Annotated in this window: 15 protein-coding genes; 12 read left to right on the plus strand and 3 right to left on the minus strand. The window is 63.6% G+C overall.

Annotated elements, in window-relative coordinates; translation table 11 throughout:
- Positions 1–36: 36 nt before the first annotated feature.
- Positions 37–1005, minus strand: coding sequence for an ABC transporter substrate-binding protein (locus A9D60_RS02405; protein WP_065266135.1), 969 nt, complete (start codon positions 1003–1005; stop codon positions 37–39).
- 37 nt (positions 1006–1042) lie between these two features.
- A complete protein-coding gene (locus tag A9D60_RS02410; RefSeq protein ID WP_065266136.1) occupies positions 1043–3358 on the minus strand; it encodes a DUF1989 domain-containing protein in 2316 nt (771 codons plus the stop codon).
- Positions 3359–3467: 109 nt separating this feature from the next.
- On the opposite strand from A9D60_RS02410, the gene A9D60_RS02415 reads away from it, so the two are divergent.
- Entirely contained in the window at positions 3468–4490 is a 1023-nt protein-coding gene (locus tag A9D60_RS02415) for a substrate-binding domain-containing protein (RefSeq protein ID WP_065266137.1), read from the plus strand.
- Between the two features lie 52 nt (positions 4491–4542).
- On the opposite strand, the gene A9D60_RS02420 is transcribed toward A9D60_RS02415, so the two are convergent.
- A complete protein-coding gene (locus A9D60_RS02420) occupies positions 4543–5565 on the minus strand; it encodes a LacI family DNA-binding transcriptional regulator (protein ID WP_065266138.1) in 1023 nt (340 codons plus the stop codon).
- Between the two features lie 132 nt (positions 5566–5697).
- Between A9D60_RS02420 and A9D60_RS02425 the strand changes: the two genes are divergently transcribed.
- From A9D60_RS02425 to A9D60_RS02475, 11 genes are all read left to right on the plus strand, one after another.
- Positions 5698–5883: a hypothetical protein gene (locus A9D60_RS02425; RefSeq protein ID WP_065266139.1), complete on the plus strand. Its 186-nt coding sequence runs from the start codon at positions 5698–5700 to the stop codon at positions 5881–5883.
- Positions 5884–5905: 22 nt separating this feature from the next.
- On the plus strand, positions 5906–7051 hold the full coding sequence (locus tag A9D60_RS02430; protein WP_065266140.1) for a TRAP transporter substrate-binding protein: 1146 nt from the start codon (positions 5906–5908) through the stop codon (positions 7049–7051).
- Between the two features lie 109 nt (positions 7052–7160).
- The gene (locus tag A9D60_RS02435; protein WP_065266141.1) at positions 7161–7673 is read left to right on the plus strand and encodes a TRAP transporter small permease; all 513 of its coding nucleotides are present in this window, start codon (positions 7161–7163) and stop codon (positions 7671–7673) included.
- 13 nt (positions 7674–7686) lie between these two features.
- Entirely contained in the window at positions 7687–9015 is a 1329-nt protein-coding gene (locus tag A9D60_RS02440) for a TRAP transporter large permease (protein WP_065266142.1), read from the plus strand.
- Positions 9016–9027: 12 nt separating this feature from the next.
- The gene (gene hisD, locus A9D60_RS02445; RefSeq protein WP_065266143.1) at positions 9028–10335 is read left to right on the plus strand and encodes a histidinol dehydrogenase; all 1308 of its coding nucleotides are present in this window, start codon (positions 9028–9030) and stop codon (positions 10333–10335) included.
- The gene (locus A9D60_RS02450; protein ID WP_065266144.1) at positions 10328–11089 is read left to right on the plus strand and encodes an SDR family NAD(P)-dependent oxidoreductase; all 762 of its coding nucleotides are present in this window, start codon (positions 10328–10330) and stop codon (positions 11087–11089) included. The genes hisD and A9D60_RS02450 overlap by 8 nt, the downstream gene beginning before the upstream one ends.
- Positions 11086–12066 (plus strand): alcohol dehydrogenase catalytic domain-containing protein, encoded by a 981-nt coding sequence (locus A9D60_RS02455; RefSeq protein WP_065266145.1) that lies wholly within the window; start codon positions 11086–11088, stop codon positions 12064–12066. Before A9D60_RS02450 ends, A9D60_RS02455 begins: the two co-directional genes overlap by 4 nt.
- A gap of 30 nt (positions 12067–12096) precedes the next feature.
- Entirely contained in the window at positions 12097–12528 is a 432-nt protein-coding gene (locus A9D60_RS02460) for a universal stress protein (protein ID WP_065266146.1), read from the plus strand.
- 16 nt (positions 12529–12544) lie between these two features.
- Positions 12545–13051 carry a sulfopyruvate decarboxylase subunit alpha gene (comD, locus tag A9D60_RS02465; protein ID WP_065266147.1) on the plus strand — a complete coding sequence of 169 codons (507 nt, stop codon included), beginning with the start codon at positions 12545–12547 and terminating at the stop codon, positions 13049–13051.
- Positions 13048–13602: a sulfopyruvate decarboxylase subunit beta gene (gene comE, locus A9D60_RS02470; RefSeq protein WP_065266148.1), complete on the plus strand. Its 555-nt coding sequence runs from the start codon at positions 13048–13050 to the stop codon at positions 13600–13602. The genes comD and comE overlap by 4 nt, the downstream gene beginning before the upstream one ends.
- Positions 13602–14696 (plus strand): alpha-hydroxy acid oxidase, encoded by a 1095-nt coding sequence (locus A9D60_RS02475; RefSeq protein WP_065266149.1) that lies wholly within the window; start codon positions 13602–13604, stop codon positions 14694–14696. Before comE ends, A9D60_RS02475 begins: the two co-directional genes overlap by 1 nt.
- The last annotated feature ends 161 nt before the right edge of the window (positions 14697–14857 follow it).

Here is a 14857-nt window from a genome sequence, read left to right on the forward strand (position 1 = left end):
CAGGCCGCAGCCGGGGCGCACGTGTGGGAGGGCGCGTTATTTCAGGCCGAGCCAGGTATCGACGGTGTCGCCATTGGCGGCGATCCAGTCTGCAACAACCGCGTCGATCTCATTGCCTTTGACCACCACCTCGTAGGTGAGTTCGGACAGGGCTTCGGCGCTCATGTCGATGCTGGACAGAAAGGAGGCTGCGGCCGGGTTGCGGTCCTTCAGCGAGCTGGAATAGGCCACGGTCACAGTCTTGACCGGCTCGCCGGTGGAGATGTGCGAGTTGTTGTACCAATCGGCATCCTGATCCGGCTGCACCATCTTGTAGGTATTTGCGTCATGCTCCGGCTCTTCCAGGATAGTCACGTCATAGAGCGCATGAACATAGTGCGGCGCGTAGCAGTAGAAGGCAGCGCCTTTCTCCTGGTCGACCAGGTCCTTGAGCCGGGAATAGAACACGGTTTCGTCTTCGGTGGTCGGGGTCAGGAAGGTCTCGATGCCGTAGTCGCGCACCCGCACCTTGAAAGTATTGGTCGAGGCCCAGCCGGAGGCACCGACCCAGACCTCCCCCATGCCGTCGCCGTCGCTGTCAAACAGCGCCTGCGCTTCGGGAGTGGCAAGGTCGAAGATCGATTTTATGTTGTGATTCTCGACCATGTAGTTGGGCACGCAGATGCCCGCGCGGCCTTCGTAGCTGCCGGAGGACAGCGCCACGGTGCCTTTCTGATCGACATATTCGTCGGTGAAGGAGGCCTGGTTCGGCAGCCACACATCCGGGTGCACGTCGATGTCGCCGCGGCCGCCGTCCATCGAGGCGAAGATCACCGCGTTGGCGCCGGGGGCGTAGCCGGCCTCGCTGCCGAGGCGGGTTTCGATCACCTGGCCGATGATCCGGCTCATGATCTTGGCGCCGGGCCAGCTGGGCTCGCCCACCATGACTTTCTCCTGTGCCGTGGCACTGGTGGCCGCGGCTGCGCCCAAGGCGGTAACGGCGGTGGCGAAGATGATATTTTTCATCGATTTCTCTCTCCTGTTGGTGTTTGTTTCAAGCACCTCAGGCGCGCGCCCGCTTGCGCTGCGGGTCTATGAAGGGGATGCCGGTGACGGTGGCGCCGAGGCGCTTCATCCGGCCGTCGAGCTGGCCGATTTCCAGCCGGGTGCCGTTTTCCGCGTGCTCGACACCCAGCCGGGCGATGGCGATGGCGTGTTCCAGCATCGGCGAGCGGGTGGCGGAGGTGACGGTGCCGACCTGCCGTTCGCCGGCATAGACCGGGCTGCCGTGCAGCGGCACGTCATTGCAGCCCAGCAGCAGGCCCTTGAGCAGCCGGCGCGGCGCACGCGCGTTGCGCTCCAGCGCCGCCTTGCCGGTGAAATCGGCTTTAGTCAGGTCGATGGCAAAGCCGAGGCCTGCCTCAAATGCATCCACGCCCGGTGCGAATTCGGCGTTGGCGGCGGCCAGCCCGGCCTCGATCCGGATGATTTCCAGCGCGGCGGAGCCCATCGGAGTGATCCCGAATTCCCCGCCTGCCTCCATCACTGCGTCCCAGATATCCAAGGCGTGGGCCTGGGAGCAGAAAATCTCATAGCCCAGCTCGCCGGTGTAGCCGGAGCGCGACAGCATGAAGGGCGCGCCTTCGCGGTCGTGCAGCCGCGCCACGGTGACGCCGAACCATTTGAGCTGGTCCAGCTGCGGCACATGCGGCTGGTTAAAGGCGATCTTGCGCAGGAGGTCGCGCGATTTGGGACCTTGGATCGCCAGATTGGGCATCGCGCCGCGCATGTCGTGAATGCGGACCTGCAGGCCCATCTGCTGCGCCAGCGTTTCCAGCAACCGGCCGCTTTCCTCGGAGCCGCAGCACCAGCGGAACAGGTCAGGGGCGAGCCGGAACAGGGTACCGTCGTCGATCACCGAGCCACCCTCATCACACATCAGCGTGTAGGAGCCGCGCCAGACCGGCAGCTTGGCGACGTTGCGGGTGGTGGCCTGCTGCAGCAGCGTCTCAGCATCGGGGCCGGCGATGTCGTATTTGCGCAGCCCGCTCATGTCCTGCACCGTCACCGCGTTGCGGCAGGCCCAGTATTCGCCGGTGGTGCCGTGCGAGGGGAAGCTTACCGGCGCCCAGAGATCGCGCGCGGGGGCGAAATGCTGGGTCAGCGGCTCCAGCCGCGCGTGAAAGGCGGAGTTCTGGCTGATCGACATCGGGGCGTCTTCCTTTTCGCGGTAGGCAACAGCGCGGCGCAGGGGTGTTTCGGGGCGGTAGATGCGGACATGCACGTCTGTCGGGTTCCAGCCGTTGATCGGGTCGATATCGTCCGGGCAGGCGGTGGAGACGCAGACCAGATCCTCCAGCGCCCGCATCGCCATGTAATCGCCGGGGCGGGAGTGGGATTCCTCGGTCAGGATGTGGTGCGAATGCGGATCGACCCAGGTGTTCCAGAAAAAATTGATGGCAGGCCAGGCTGCACGCGGCGCCACGCCGTAGGGGGCCAGCGCATGGGACATGTTGTCGGAGCAGTTCACATGGCCGGGGAAGCCGCGCTCCTCGTACCCGCGCGCGGTGCAGGCGAGGCCGAAAGTGTCGTGGCGGCCGCAGGTGTCCTGGATCACGTTCAGCATCGGGTGCATGCCGGGGTCGAAGAACTTGTCCAGCAATCCCGGCCCCGGATAGGCGCGACGAACCATCGAGCGGGTCGCGGTGCTGTCGATCATCAACTCTTCGCCGCGCTCCAGCCCGGCGGCGCGGAAGGCGGTGAAGTCGGAGCACTGCTGCCCTTCCACGTCGATGATCTGGATAATCTCGCCTTTCTTCACCTCGTAGGCGCAGCCGGTGCCGCGGCTGACGGTGAACTCGTCGCGGGTGTCGCCGAGCAGCGGCGGCAGCAGCGGCGCGGTGCCCGGTCCGGGCTGCCAGGTGATTTCCATCCCGCCCGAAACGGTGCCGTGCACCAGATCCTGGGGACGGGCCGGGCGGAAGATCCAGACGGTGGCCCGGGCGGCGGCTTTCAGTATCAGCGGCTCCTCCGCGGCAGTGAGGGTGCAGGCCGGGATTTCAGCGGTGCTGTCACCGCCGCGGGCATTGATCCAGCCCAGCAGCACGGCAGGGTCGCATTCCGCCAGGCGCAGCGCGCCGTCCGCCGTCAGCCCCAGTGTGGCCAGCGCCGGGCGGCCGGCCGCGTCAAACGCCGCGATCTGGCACTCGGTTCCGGCCAGTGACAGCAGATCCCCCGGCCGCATCTCCTGCATCAGGCCTTGGCGCGGGGCGAGACGGTGCGTCACGCCTTCGAGGGGCTTGGGGAAGCCAGGGAAGGACCGGGCTGGGGTTCTGAACCCCATGTTGTCGAAATCGCGCAGGACTGCGTAGCGGGTCATTTTTTGCCGAATCTGGTTATGTAACTGGTTACATGGTTGATGAAACTAGTTACATCTGTCAAGATTTTCGTTAACCATGAGGCCGGAGCGGAAAAGGAAGGCAGGCGGAATGCAGCGGAACACATCCAGGAAACGCGCCAACCTGCGGGATGTTGCAGCAGCCGCCGGAGTTTCAGTTGCGACGGTATCCCGCGTCATGAACGCACCGGAAACCGTGGCGGAAGCAACCCGCAAAAAGGTCGAAGAGGCGATGAACAGCCTGCACTGGGTGCCCAGTGCAGCAGCCCGCGCCATTAACACCGGACGTACACGGTTTGTAGGGGCGCTGGTACCGACACTGGACAATGCCATCTTTGCCAGGATGCTTGCCAGCATGGAGAGCCGGCTGGCCACCCACCGGCTGTCGCTGGTGGTGGCGACAACCGATAATGATCCAGCCCGGGAGGCGGAGAAAGCCAAGGGGCTGGTCGATATCGGTGCCGAGGGGCTGATTGTCTCCGGTGTCACCCATGCGCCGGAGTTCTACAGTCTGATCGAGCGCTGTCAGCTGCCGGTTGTTTCCACATCCTTTTACGATCCGCACTATCAACTTCCTACCATCGGCTATGACAATGCCGCAGCGGCGCGCACCGCCTTGGCCCACCTGACAGACCTTGGCCACAGCCGGGTTGCAGTGGTGCATGGGCCAAGCGCCAGCAACGACCGGACACAGGCGCGTATTGCCGGACTTGAGAACCACAGCCCCAAAAGCGATCTGAGTTTTTATGAAGTTCCGCTGTCCATTGCCGGCGGTTGTGAGGCAGGCCGCAACGTTCTGCAGGCGGAAAAACAGCCGACCGCCATCTTGTGCTTGTCAGACGTGCTGGCATCCGGCGTGCTGTTTGAACTGCAGCGTCAGGGAGTGTCCGTGCCGCAGGAGAAATCCGTGATGGGCCTCGACGACTTGGCCGGCTCAGCCCATTTGTTTCCCGAGTTGAGCACCGTTCACTTGCCGGTTTCGCGGATGGGGGCGGCGGCAGCGGATGCAATTGCCGCCTGGGTTGAAACCCAGAAAGTGCCGGCGGCATGCCTATTGAGATCAGATCTCGTCATCAGGGCTTCAACGGCTGCGGCGGCGTCAGACGGCGGCTAAAGCTTTACCGGCGGCACGGGTGCAGATTTCAACAAACAGCCTTTCGACAAAATTAGCCATGCTGCTCTGCCAGCGAGCAGCGGTTCACAAGCTTTGTACCGATACAGATAGACCGGCCTTCCGATTTCCCTTCAACCATTGCAGTCAATTCGCGCGCAGCCTTGCGCCCCATTTCCCGGTGGGGCACATGCACAGTGGTCAGCGCGGGACTAACGATCTCAGCCAGTTCTATGTCATCAAACCCTGTTACAGAGACCTGCTCAGGCACACGGATCCCCAGCCTTCCGGCTTCTCGCAGAGCTCCCGCCGCCAGCACATCGTTGCCGCACATGACTGCCGTCGGCCTCGGGACAAATGCCATAAGCTGCCGAAAGGCCTCGGCCCCTCTTTCAATCTCATAATCCGTTTCAATCAGCGCTAGGGTATTTGCATCCAGGCCGCTGTCTGCCATCGCCCGCCTGACACCCTCCACCCGGCCTTGCGCCCGGTCATTCCCCTCTGTGATGCCGGAGATCATGGCAATCCGCCGGTGGCCAGCTGCAATCACGCTCTGCGCCAGTTCGCACATGGCGTCTGCGTTGCTGAAACCGACAGAGGGCCGCTGTGCCTCGGGGTCGTAGGACCATGCGACCAGTGACGGAACCTGATGGCGTTCCAGATATTCATAGATTCCAGCATCACGCGCATGCCCGATCAGCAGCAGCCCATCTGCGCCGCGGGCGACAAGGGTGCGGATCTGCTCGCGTTCCGCCTCAGGGTCATAGGCAGAGCTGGACACCAGCAGCGTATAGCCATCCTCGCGCAGCTGGTCCTGAAACGCCTGAAGGCCGCGGGCAAAGATCGCGTTGTCCATGGTGGGGATGATGGCGCCGATGGTGAAACTGCGTTTGGCCGCCATCACGCGGGCCGCGAAATTCGGCGTGTAACCCAGTGATTCGACCGCATCCATCACCCTCTGGCGGGTTGCCTCGATCACCCGGTCCGGGGAATTCAGGCACCGCGACACCGTGGCGGTGGAAACGCCCGCCGCCTCGGCAACATCGTTAAGTGTTGGAGCTGAACGGGTTTTTCCCATGTGACGTCTGCCATTTCCTTTGCCCCTCGTCATACCACAAAATCCAGCGCTTGCCAGCCACCCATGTAAGCGCTTGCATTATTGATGTAAGCGCTTACAAATAGGGTTGGGATAACAAATCGGGAACTTGCGATGTTTCTCTGGGCTGCCTCTGCCGTCTTTACCGTGTTCTTTGCCAATGTCGCCATGGGCGCCTTTGGCGGCGGCGGCTTCCTGGGCGATGTCGGAGAGATGCTGGTTCTGTTCGCTGCTTCGATCCTGTTCGTAGCGGCCATTCTCAAGCGCGAGGCTGACCACAAGAACAACAACGGCAGCTGACGGATCTTAAGGGAGGAAAACTATGACGAATGGCAAGGATGGCCTCAAATCTGCTGAGCGCCGGAATTTTCTGAAACTGGCCTCGGTCGGCTCATTCACCGCGGCGCTGGTGGCTGGTGCGGGCGGGGTGCTGTGGTCGTCCGAAGCGGCTGCGCAGACCGCAAAGGAAGAGAAAGAGCGCGAGCGCGCGGCGGAACATATCATGACGGTTGCCACCGCCTATGTGCTGGGAGCGTCACGCAGCTATCCGATCATGCAGCTGGATCTCAAAGAGAACATCCAGAACGCCACCAACGGCAAGATCTATGTAAAGCTGGCCCCCGGCGGACAGCTGGGTGCAGGCGGCGCATTGGTGCAGAAGGTTCAGGGCGGCACCATTCAGGCAGCGCAGCATTCGCTGTCGAATTTTGCCCCCTTCGCTTCGACCGTCGACCTGATCAACATGCCCTATCTCTGCGGGTCAAATCAGCGGTTCACCAATCTGGTGAACTCCGACTTCTGGAAGGCGGAAGTGCATCCCAAAGTGGAGGCCGCCGGCTTCAAGGCGCTGTTCTATGTGAACATCGACCCCCGCGTCGTGGCGGTGCGTAAGGGAGGCAATGCGGTGATGTCGCCAGGCGACATGGCCGGTGTGAAATTCCGGGTGCCGGGATCCAAGATGCTGCAGCAGTATTACCGCATGGTTGGTGCCAACCCGACGCCGGTGGCTTGGGGCGAGACGCCCTCCGCCATCAAGCAGGGGGTAGCTGATGCGCTCGACCCCTCCGTCGGGGCACTGTATGTATTTGGCTTCAAGGATATCCTGAGCCATGTGACCTTCACCCAGGCGGTGCCGGACAGCCAAGTCTATTCCTGCAATCTGGAATGGTTCAACTCACTGCCTTCCGACGTGCAGGACGGCGTGATGTGGGGATCGGAAATGACCGCGCATCAGAACCTGTCCAAAGTGCCCTCCGCCCGCGCCTATGCGATGGCGGAGCTGGCCAAGGCCGGTGTCGAATTTCATACCCTCAGCGACGATCAACTGGGCGAGTGGCAAGAGGCCGGCGGCTATCAGCGCAGCGAGTGGGATTCCTTCAAGACCGAGCTTGCAGGCTCGATGGAGAGCTTCGCCAAGCTGGAAGAGGCCGCGGGCACCCAGGGCAAATACTTCGTTCACGACGCCTGAGCCGCACTAGGCGGGGCGCCTTCATCCGGCCCCCGCAATTTTCAACAGCAGCCTTCGCAACAGCCCGCCGAGCTGGCTGCGGGGGCGTGCCTGAACCCCGGGAACGGCAATGCACATCCTGCGAAACATCGACAAGAACGCGGAGCGCTGGCTGCTCCTGGTGTTCTACGTGATGCTGGTCATCACTATGGCGATCGAAGTGATCCGGCGCGAGCTGTTTGCCTTCTCCTCGATCTGGGGTGAGGAGATAGTCCGCTATTCCTTTATCTACCTCGCCTGGATCGGCGCCGCAGCGGCAGTCAAGGAACGCGCCCATATCCGTATCGACGTGATCCTGCATTACCTGGGGCCCCGCCCCAAGGCGCTGATCTATATCTTCGGCGACCTGGTGATGTTCATCGTGGCATTGGTGGCGCTTTACTGGTCGTTCGAGACGGTGCTGGTCTCGGCCAAGTTCGGATCGGTGAGCCACGGGCTGCGGGTGTCGATGGTCTGGTTCCTGATGGCGGTGCCCGCGGGCTTTGCCCTGATGATCTGGCGCCTGCTGCAATCATTCCTGCGTGACTACCGCAGCCTTCGCGACGGCACCCCCGTCTTTGAAGGCGACAAGCTGTTTGATTGAGGGGCCTTAAGCGATGCTGTGGAATTCACTCAATCAAACGGTCGAGCTGGGCTGGGACTTCTATCTGCCGGTGATCATGTTCGTGGCGCTGATTGCGCTGGCGGTGCCGGTGTGGGCCGCGATCGGCGCGGCGGCCATCACCATGCTGGTGATGTCCGGCGACCTTCCGCTGAGCGCCATCGGCGAAAGCCTATTCACCGGCATCGACGCCTTTGCGCTGACCGCGGTGCCCTTGTTCATTCTGACCGGCGACGTGCTGGTCCGGACCGGCCTCAGCAAGAAGTTCCTGGATGTGGCCGAGGCGCTGACCTGCTGGACACGGGGCGGCTTCGGCTCTGCCACGGTGCTGGTCTGCGGCATGTTCGCGGCGATCTCCGGCTCTGACGCCGCCGGCGCTGCGGCCGTCGGGCGGATGACCATCGCGCGGCTGGTCGAAAGCGGCTACCCGCGGCCCTATGCCTGCGCGCTGGTGGCGGCGGGTGCCTGCACCGGCATCCTGATCCCGCCCTCCATCGCCTATATCATCATCGGCCTGGTGCTGGGCATTTCCGCCTCCACCCTGTTCCTGGCGGCGCTGATCCCGGGACTGGCGATCCTGGTGTCGATCCTGGTCACCAACATCATCATGAACCGGCTCTATACCTATGAGACCGGCGGCAATATGGGGCTGGGCGAATGGCTGGGCAACCTAGGCCATGCGCTGAAATCCGGCTGGTATGCCTTCATCGTGCCGGGCATCATCTTCTACGGCATCTTCTCCGGCCGCCTGACCCCGACCGAGGCCGGCGCCACCGCGGTGGTCGTCACCATCCTGATGGGCTTCCTGCTCGGCACCCTGAAGCTGTCGGACTTCCCGGCGATGCTGGTTAGCTCTGCCAAGGTGAACGGGGTGATCCTGCCGATCATCGCCTTCTCCGCTCCGCTGGCCGAGGCGCTGGCCATCATGGGCGTACCGCAGGGGTTCGTGACCGCGGTGACCGGGCTGACCGATGATCCGTCTCTGCTGATCCTCCTGATGATCTGCATCCTGATCGCGGCCGGCTGTGTGATGGAGACAACGCCAAACATCGTGATCCTGGCGCCGATCCTGAAGCCCTTGGCGGACAACATCGGCATGAACGAAATCCAGTTCTGCATCATGATGATTACCGCACTGGGTGTGGGCTTCATCACCCCGCCGCTGGGGCTGAACCTGTTCGTCGTCTCCGGCATCACCGGCGAATCCATCCTCAAGATCGCCGCCCGCGCCGTGCCCTTCGTGCTGACCATGCTAATCGTGGTACTGCTGATCGCCTACATCCCGCCGATCTCGACCACGCTGCTTCCTGATATCTACAAGTAGGACCCCCTGGAAATGACCCGTGAATACCTGAAAAAGGCTGCCTTGACCCCCAAGTCCGATGCCTCCGAAACCCATAAGATCGTGCAGGGTATCCTTCACGACATCGAGGCCGGCGGCGATGCCAAGGCGCTGGAGTATGCCGCCAAATTCGATCAGTACGAGGGCAATGTGCTGCTGACGGCAGAAGAGATCGAGGCCGCCTGCGCGCTGGTTCCGGAGAAGCTGAAAGCTGACATTCAGTTTTCCCACGACAATGTGCGCCGCTTTGCGGAGCTGCAGAAAAGCACGATGCAGAATGTGGAGACCGAAATCTCCCCCGGCTTCGTCACCGGGCAAAAGGTGATCCCGGTGGATGCGGCGGGCTGCTATGTGCCGGGCGGCCGCTACAGCCATATTGCCAGCGCCATCATGACCGTGACCACCGCCAAGGTGGCCGGCTGCAAGCACATCACTGCCTGCTCGCCGCCGCGCCCCGGCGTCGGCGTGGCACCGGCCATTGTTTATGCCGCCCACATCTGCGGTGCCGACAAGATCATGGCGATGGGCGGCGTGCAGGGGGTTGCTGCGATGACCTTCGGCCTCTTTGGCCTGCCCAAGGCCAACATCCTGGTCGGCCCCGGCAACCAGTTCGTGGCAGAGGCCAAGCGGATTCTGTTCGGCCGGGTCGGCATCGACATGATTGCAGGCCCGACCGACAGCCTGATCCTGGCCGACGGCACCGCGGATGCCCATATCGTGGCCACCGATCTGGTGAGCCAGGCAGAGCATGGCTACAACTCCCCGGTCTGGCTGGTAACGGATGACCGCGCCCTGGCGGAAGAAGTGATGCGGCTGGTGCCAGGCTACATCGACGATCTGCCCGAAGTGAACCGCGAGAACGCCGCCGCGGCCTGGCGCGACTATGCCGAGGTGATCCTTTGCGCGGACCGCGAAGATATGGCCGCCTGTTCCGATGAATACGCGCCCGAACACCTGACCGTGCAGGCAGAGGATCTGGACTGGTGGCTGGAGCAACTGACCTGCTACGGTTCGCTGTTCCTGGGCGAGGAGACCACGGTCTCATACGGCGACAAGGCCGCGGGCACCAACCACGTGCTGCCGACCTCGCGCGCGGCCAGCTATACCGGCGGTCTCAGTGTCCACAAATACATGAAAATCGTCACCTGGCAGCGCGCCACCCGCGAGGGCTCCAAGCCGGTGGCGGAGGCCACGGCCCGGATTGCCCGGCTAGAGGGGATGGAGGGCCACGCCCGCGCGGCCGACGTGCGGCTGGCCAAGTATTTCCCGGATGAAMCCTTTGACCTGACCGCCGATGGTTGACCCGCGAACCAAGTTCGATCTGGCAGGCCGGACCGCCTGCATCACCGGCGCTAGCTCTGGTCTGGGCCGGCGGGCAGCAATCGCGCTGGCCGCAGCCGGGGCGCAGGTGGTGGTGGTGGCGCGGCGGGCGGAGGCTTTGGAAAGCCTCTGCGCGGAGATCGGCCCGACGGCCGCATATGCGGCCGCGGATGTGGCGGACCGCAGCGGGCTGGAAGCGCTGCGGCAGGCGGTCTCCGCCCCCTTCGGGGCGCCGGACATCCTGGTGCATGCGGCGGGCGTCAACACCCGGCAAGCCGCGGATGAGGTGACAGCGGAGGGCTGGGATCAGACCCTGGCGCTGAACCTCTCGGCGCCCTTCTTCCTGAGCCAGGCGCTGGTGCCGACGATGAAGGAGCGGGGCTGGGGGCGGATCGTCAATTTCGCCTCGCTCCAGACAACCCGCGCCTTTCCCGGCGGCATTGCCTATGGCGCCAGCAAGGGCGGGATCGGCCAGCTGACCCGCGCCATGGCAGAAGCCTGGTCGCCTCTTGGTATCACCGCAAACGCGATCGGGCCGGGGTTCTTCCCGACTGAGCTGACCCAGGCGGTATTCGAGGATGACGCCCGCGCCGCCCGCAATGCGGCGCAGACCTGCATCGGCCGCAACGGGCGGCTGGAGGACATCGATGGGCCGCTCCTGTTCCTATGCTCGGAGGCGTCGGCCTATGTCACCGGACAAATCCTGATGGTTGACGGGGGGTTCACAGCGAAATGAAAGCCTTGGTTTATGAAGGGGTTGAGACGCTTGCGCTGCGCGACGTTCCGATGGCAGCGGGCCGGGATGGTGAGCATCTGATCCGCATCCGCGCCTCCGGCATCTGCGGCTCGGACATGCACGCCTACTTGGGCCACGACAACCGGCGGCCCGCGCCGCTGATCCTGGGGCATGAAGCTGCCGGCGTGATCGAGGACGGCCCCCAGGCGGGCCGCCGGGTAACGATCAATCCGCTGGTGACCTGCGGCAGCTGCGCTGCCTGCGCGTCGGGGCGCGAAAACCTCTGCACCAGCCGCCAGATCATCTCCATGCCCCCGCGCGAGGGCGCCTTTGCCCAGTTCGTGGCGATGCCGGAGCGCAACCTTGTGACAGTGCCAGAGGAGGTACCCCTGGAAAAGGCCGCTCTGGCCGAACCGCTGGCGGTCAGCTGGCACGCCGCCCGGCTGGCGCTGGAGGCGCTGCATCCAAGCACAGAACGCCGCGCGCTGGTAATCGGCGGCGGCGCCATCGGCCTGGCAGCTGCATTGGCGCTCAGGGCGATGGGGGTGGAGGAGGTGACCATCCAGGAGCCGAACGAAGCGCGCCGGGCCTACCTGACGGACCGCTGCGGGCAAAAGGCGGTGGCAGAGTTCAAGGGAATGGTGCCGCTGGTGGTGGACGCCGTGGGCTATGCCGCCACCCGCGCCGCGGCCTCAGCAACTGCCGCGCCCGGCGGGGTGATTGCCCATGTCGGACTAGGTGAGGACGCGGGCGGCTTGGATATCCGCCGCATGACGCTGCAGGAAATCACCTTCATCGGCACCTACACCTATACCGCGCAGGATTTCCGCGACACCGCGCAGGCAATCTTCGACGGCCGCCTTGGCCCGCTGGACTGGCCTGAACAGCGGCCGCTGTCGGACGGCGCCGCCGCCTTTCGCGACCTTCGGTCCGGTGCGGTGGCCGCCCCCAAGATCATCCTCGACCCCTGGGCCTGAGCCCGCGCGCCAATCAAACGGAGAGCAACCATGTATGACAAAATCCTGGTTCCCATGGCCCTGGATCACGGGGTTTCTGAAACGACGCTGGAGGCCGCCGCCACCCTGTGCAATCCGGGCGGGCAGATTACCGCCCTGCATGTCTATGAGGCGGTGCACAGTTCGGTCACCGCCTACCTGGATGAAGACACCATGCGCGAAGGCTTCGACAAGGCCCGCCAGCTGCTCGCGGCCAAGACCGCAGGCCTGGACAATGTGACGGCGGAAATCGTCAAGGGCCGCTCTTACCGCGCCATCATCGATTACGCGGAGCAGCACGGCGTGGACTGCATCGTCGTCGGCTCCCATAAACCGGGGCTCAGCGACTTTTTCCTCGGCTCGACAGCGGCCCGCGTTGTCCGCCACGCCCCTTGCGCGGTCCACGTTTGCCGGACCGCCTGCCCCCGAAACACGACACCCTAAGCAAAGGCAACCGACCATGAACATAGACAAGAGGATCGCTGACGATCTGGCCGCCAACGGCGTTTCCTTCGTCACGACCGTGCCCTGCAAACAACTGGCCGGTGTGATCGAAGAGATCGACCATCGCGACGACATCTTCCACATACCCTCCAATAAGGAGGATGAGGGCATGGGGCTCTGCGCCGGAGCCTGGATGGGCGGCAAGCGCCCCGCCATCATCATGCAGAACACCGCCATCGGGGTCACCATCAACGCGCTGGCAACGCTGATCCAGTATTACCGGATGCCCCTGCCGATGCTGATCTCCTACCGCGGCGAGTTGCGGGAGCCGGTGGCCTGCCAGGTGGAGATGGCGGTGCACACCAAGGCGCTGCTCGCCCAGCTCAACATCCCGGCCTACCACTTCCACTGGCAGAAAGATGTCGAGGAACTGGACAACATCCTGAAATACACCTTCATGTGCAACAAGCCCGTTGCCATCCTGACCGACGCCAATTTCTGGGGAGGCTATGGCGACCAATGATCCGTTCCGAAATCCTGAAAGAGATCGCCCCCATTCTCCGCAGCCAGCTGGTGGTCTGCAACATCGGCATTCCATCACAGGAGCTGCATGCGATCGACGACCAACCCACCAATTTCTACATGCTGGGCACCATGGGGCTTGCCTCCTCCATCGGCCTAGGGCTGGCGCTGGCACAGCCGAAACCGGTGATCGTGATCGATGGTGACGGCTCAATCCTCACCAACCTCGGCACCCTGCCCACCATCGGCAACAACGCCCCCGGTAATTACATCCTGATGATTATCGACAACGGCTCCTACGGCTCTACCGGCGACCAGCCGACCTATACCAGCCAGAGCACCGATCTGGCCGGCATGGCCCGCGCCGCCGGCTGCGCCCGGGTGGTCGAGGTGCAGGACAAGGACACCGGTCCGGCGCTGGAGGAGGCGCTGGCCAGTGGCGAAGCAACTGTGCTGGTGGTCAAATGCGACAGCGGCAACGCCAAGATGCCGGTGATCACCATGGACCCGGTGGTGATCCGCGACCGCTTCATGAAGGCCGTGGCCGGCTGATGGGTGCAGGCGCCATCCACTCTGCCGAGGATGCCCGCCGCCTGGCCCGGCGGCTGCTGCCCTGGATGGTGTTTGACTATATCGATGGGGCCGCCGGGCAGGAAACCGGGGCGGCGCGCAACCGCGCCGCCCTGGATGCCATCACCCTGCGACCCCGAATCTTGCGTGATGTCAGCCAGCGCTCGCTCGCCACCCGTATCTTCGGCGCCGAGGCGGACCGGCCTTTTGGGATTGCCCCCATGGGCATGTGCAACCTCGCAGCCCCCGGCGCCGACCTGATGCTGGCCCGGCTGGCAGCGCGCTACCGGGTGCCGCATGGGGTTTCCACCGTCGCCTCGACCCCCTTAGAAACCATTCTGGAGGCGGCAGAGGGCTACGCCTGGTTCCAGCTCTATTTCAGCGGCGACGGCACCGGCACCTTCAAGCTGGCCGAGCGCGCCCGCGCGGCCGGATACCAGACGCTGGTGCTGACGGTCGACGTGCCCGAGGTCGGCCGCCGCCCGCGCGAATTGCGCCACGGTTTCAAAATGCCGTTCCGCATCGGCCCGCGGCAGTTCCTGGATTTTGCCCTGCACCCGCGCTGGTCGCTGACAACCCTGCTGAAAGGCAAGCCTGTGATGGCGAACTTTGAGATGGAGGGATATGAATTCGACCGCACCGAAAGCCGTGCCCGGGCCACCTGGGAGACGCTTGCCCGGCTGCGTGATCTCTGGCCCGGAAAACTGGTGGTGAAAGGCGTTCTGGACGTGGAAGACGCCCGCGCGCTGGTATCGGCAGGCGTTGACGCCATTCAAGTCTCAAGCCATGGCGCGCGGCAACTTGAGGCTGCACCCGCTCCGATTGAAATGCTTGCGAAAATCCGCTCCTCGCTAGGGCCGGACTTCCCTATTTTCTATGACAGTGGAATCCGGTCAGGCGAGGATGTTCTCAAAGCTCTTTCACTGGGGGCAGACTTTGTATTCGCCGGACGAATTCTGCAGTTTGCTATCGCCGCTTCAGGAGAGACGGGGTTGGAGCAGTTATGGAATGCCCTGAGCCAGGAGCTGAGTATAGCGATGGCGCAAACCGGACGAACTGTGCTGAACGGCGATTAACAACACCGACAGTTCAAATACACTTCAAAGAGTGGGCGCTTCGCTCTGGAGGAAACCATTGCGACGGACGTAGACAACTCCGCTGAGAAGACACTGCTCATAGACACGCGGCCAACCGAGAGCCTTCGGAATACAGTCCAGAACGAGCCATCTGCGCGCGC

The organism is Leisingera sp. JC1 (assembly GCF_001679925.1).
Taxonomy (GTDB): Bacteria; Pseudomonadota; Alphaproteobacteria; order Rhodobacterales; family Rhodobacteraceae; genus Leisingera.

Bases quoted from the DNA above. Each gene is read 5' to 3' on its own strand.
- A9D60_RS02405 (WP_065266135.1), bottom strand. From the start codon at position 1,005: ATGAAAAATATCATCTTCGCCACCGCCGTTACCGCCTTGGGCGCAGCC.
- A9D60_RS02410 (WP_065266136.1), bottom strand. From the start codon at position 3,358: ATGACCCGCTACGCAGTCCTGCGCGATTTCGACAACATGGGGTTCAGA.
- A9D60_RS02415 (WP_065266137.1), top strand. From the start codon at position 3,468: ATGCAGCGGAACACATCCAGGAAACGCGCCAACCTGCGGGATGTTGCA.
- A9D60_RS02420 (WP_065266138.1), bottom strand. From the start codon at position 5,565: ATGGGAAAAACCCGTTCAGCTCCAACACTTAACGATGTTGCCGAGGCG.
- A9D60_RS02425 (WP_065266139.1), top strand. From the start codon at position 5,698: ATGTTTCTCTGGGCTGCCTCTGCCGTCTTTACCGTGTTCTTTGCCAAT.
- A9D60_RS02430 (WP_065266140.1), top strand. From the start codon at position 5,906: ATGACGAATGGCAAGGATGGCCTCAAATCTGCTGAGCGCCGGAATTTT.
- A9D60_RS02435 (WP_065266141.1), top strand. From the start codon at position 7,161: ATGCACATCCTGCGAAACATCGACAAGAACGCGGAGCGCTGGCTGCTC.
- A9D60_RS02440 (WP_065266142.1), top strand. From the start codon at position 7,687: ATGCTGTGGAATTCACTCAATCAAACGGTCGAGCTGGGCTGGGACTTC.
- A9D60_RS02450 (WP_065266144.1), top strand. From the start codon at position 10,328: ATGGTTGACCCGCGAACCAAGTTCGATCTGGCAGGCCGGACCGCCTGC.
- A9D60_RS02455 (WP_065266145.1), top strand. From the start codon at position 11,086: ATGAAAGCCTTGGTTTATGAAGGGGTTGAGACGCTTGCGCTGCGCGAC.
- A9D60_RS02460 (WP_065266146.1), top strand. From the start codon at position 12,097: ATGTATGACAAAATCCTGGTTCCCATGGCCCTGGATCACGGGGTTTCT.
- comD (WP_065266147.1), top strand. From the start codon at position 12,545: ATGAACATAGACAAGAGGATCGCTGACGATCTGGCCGCCAACGGCGTT.
- comE (WP_065266148.1), top strand. From the start codon at position 13,048: ATGATCCGTTCCGAAATCCTGAAAGAGATCGCCCCCATTCTCCGCAGC.
- A9D60_RS02475 (WP_065266149.1), top strand. From the start codon at position 13,602: ATGGGTGCAGGCGCCATCCACTCTGCCGAGGATGCCCGCCGCCTGGCC.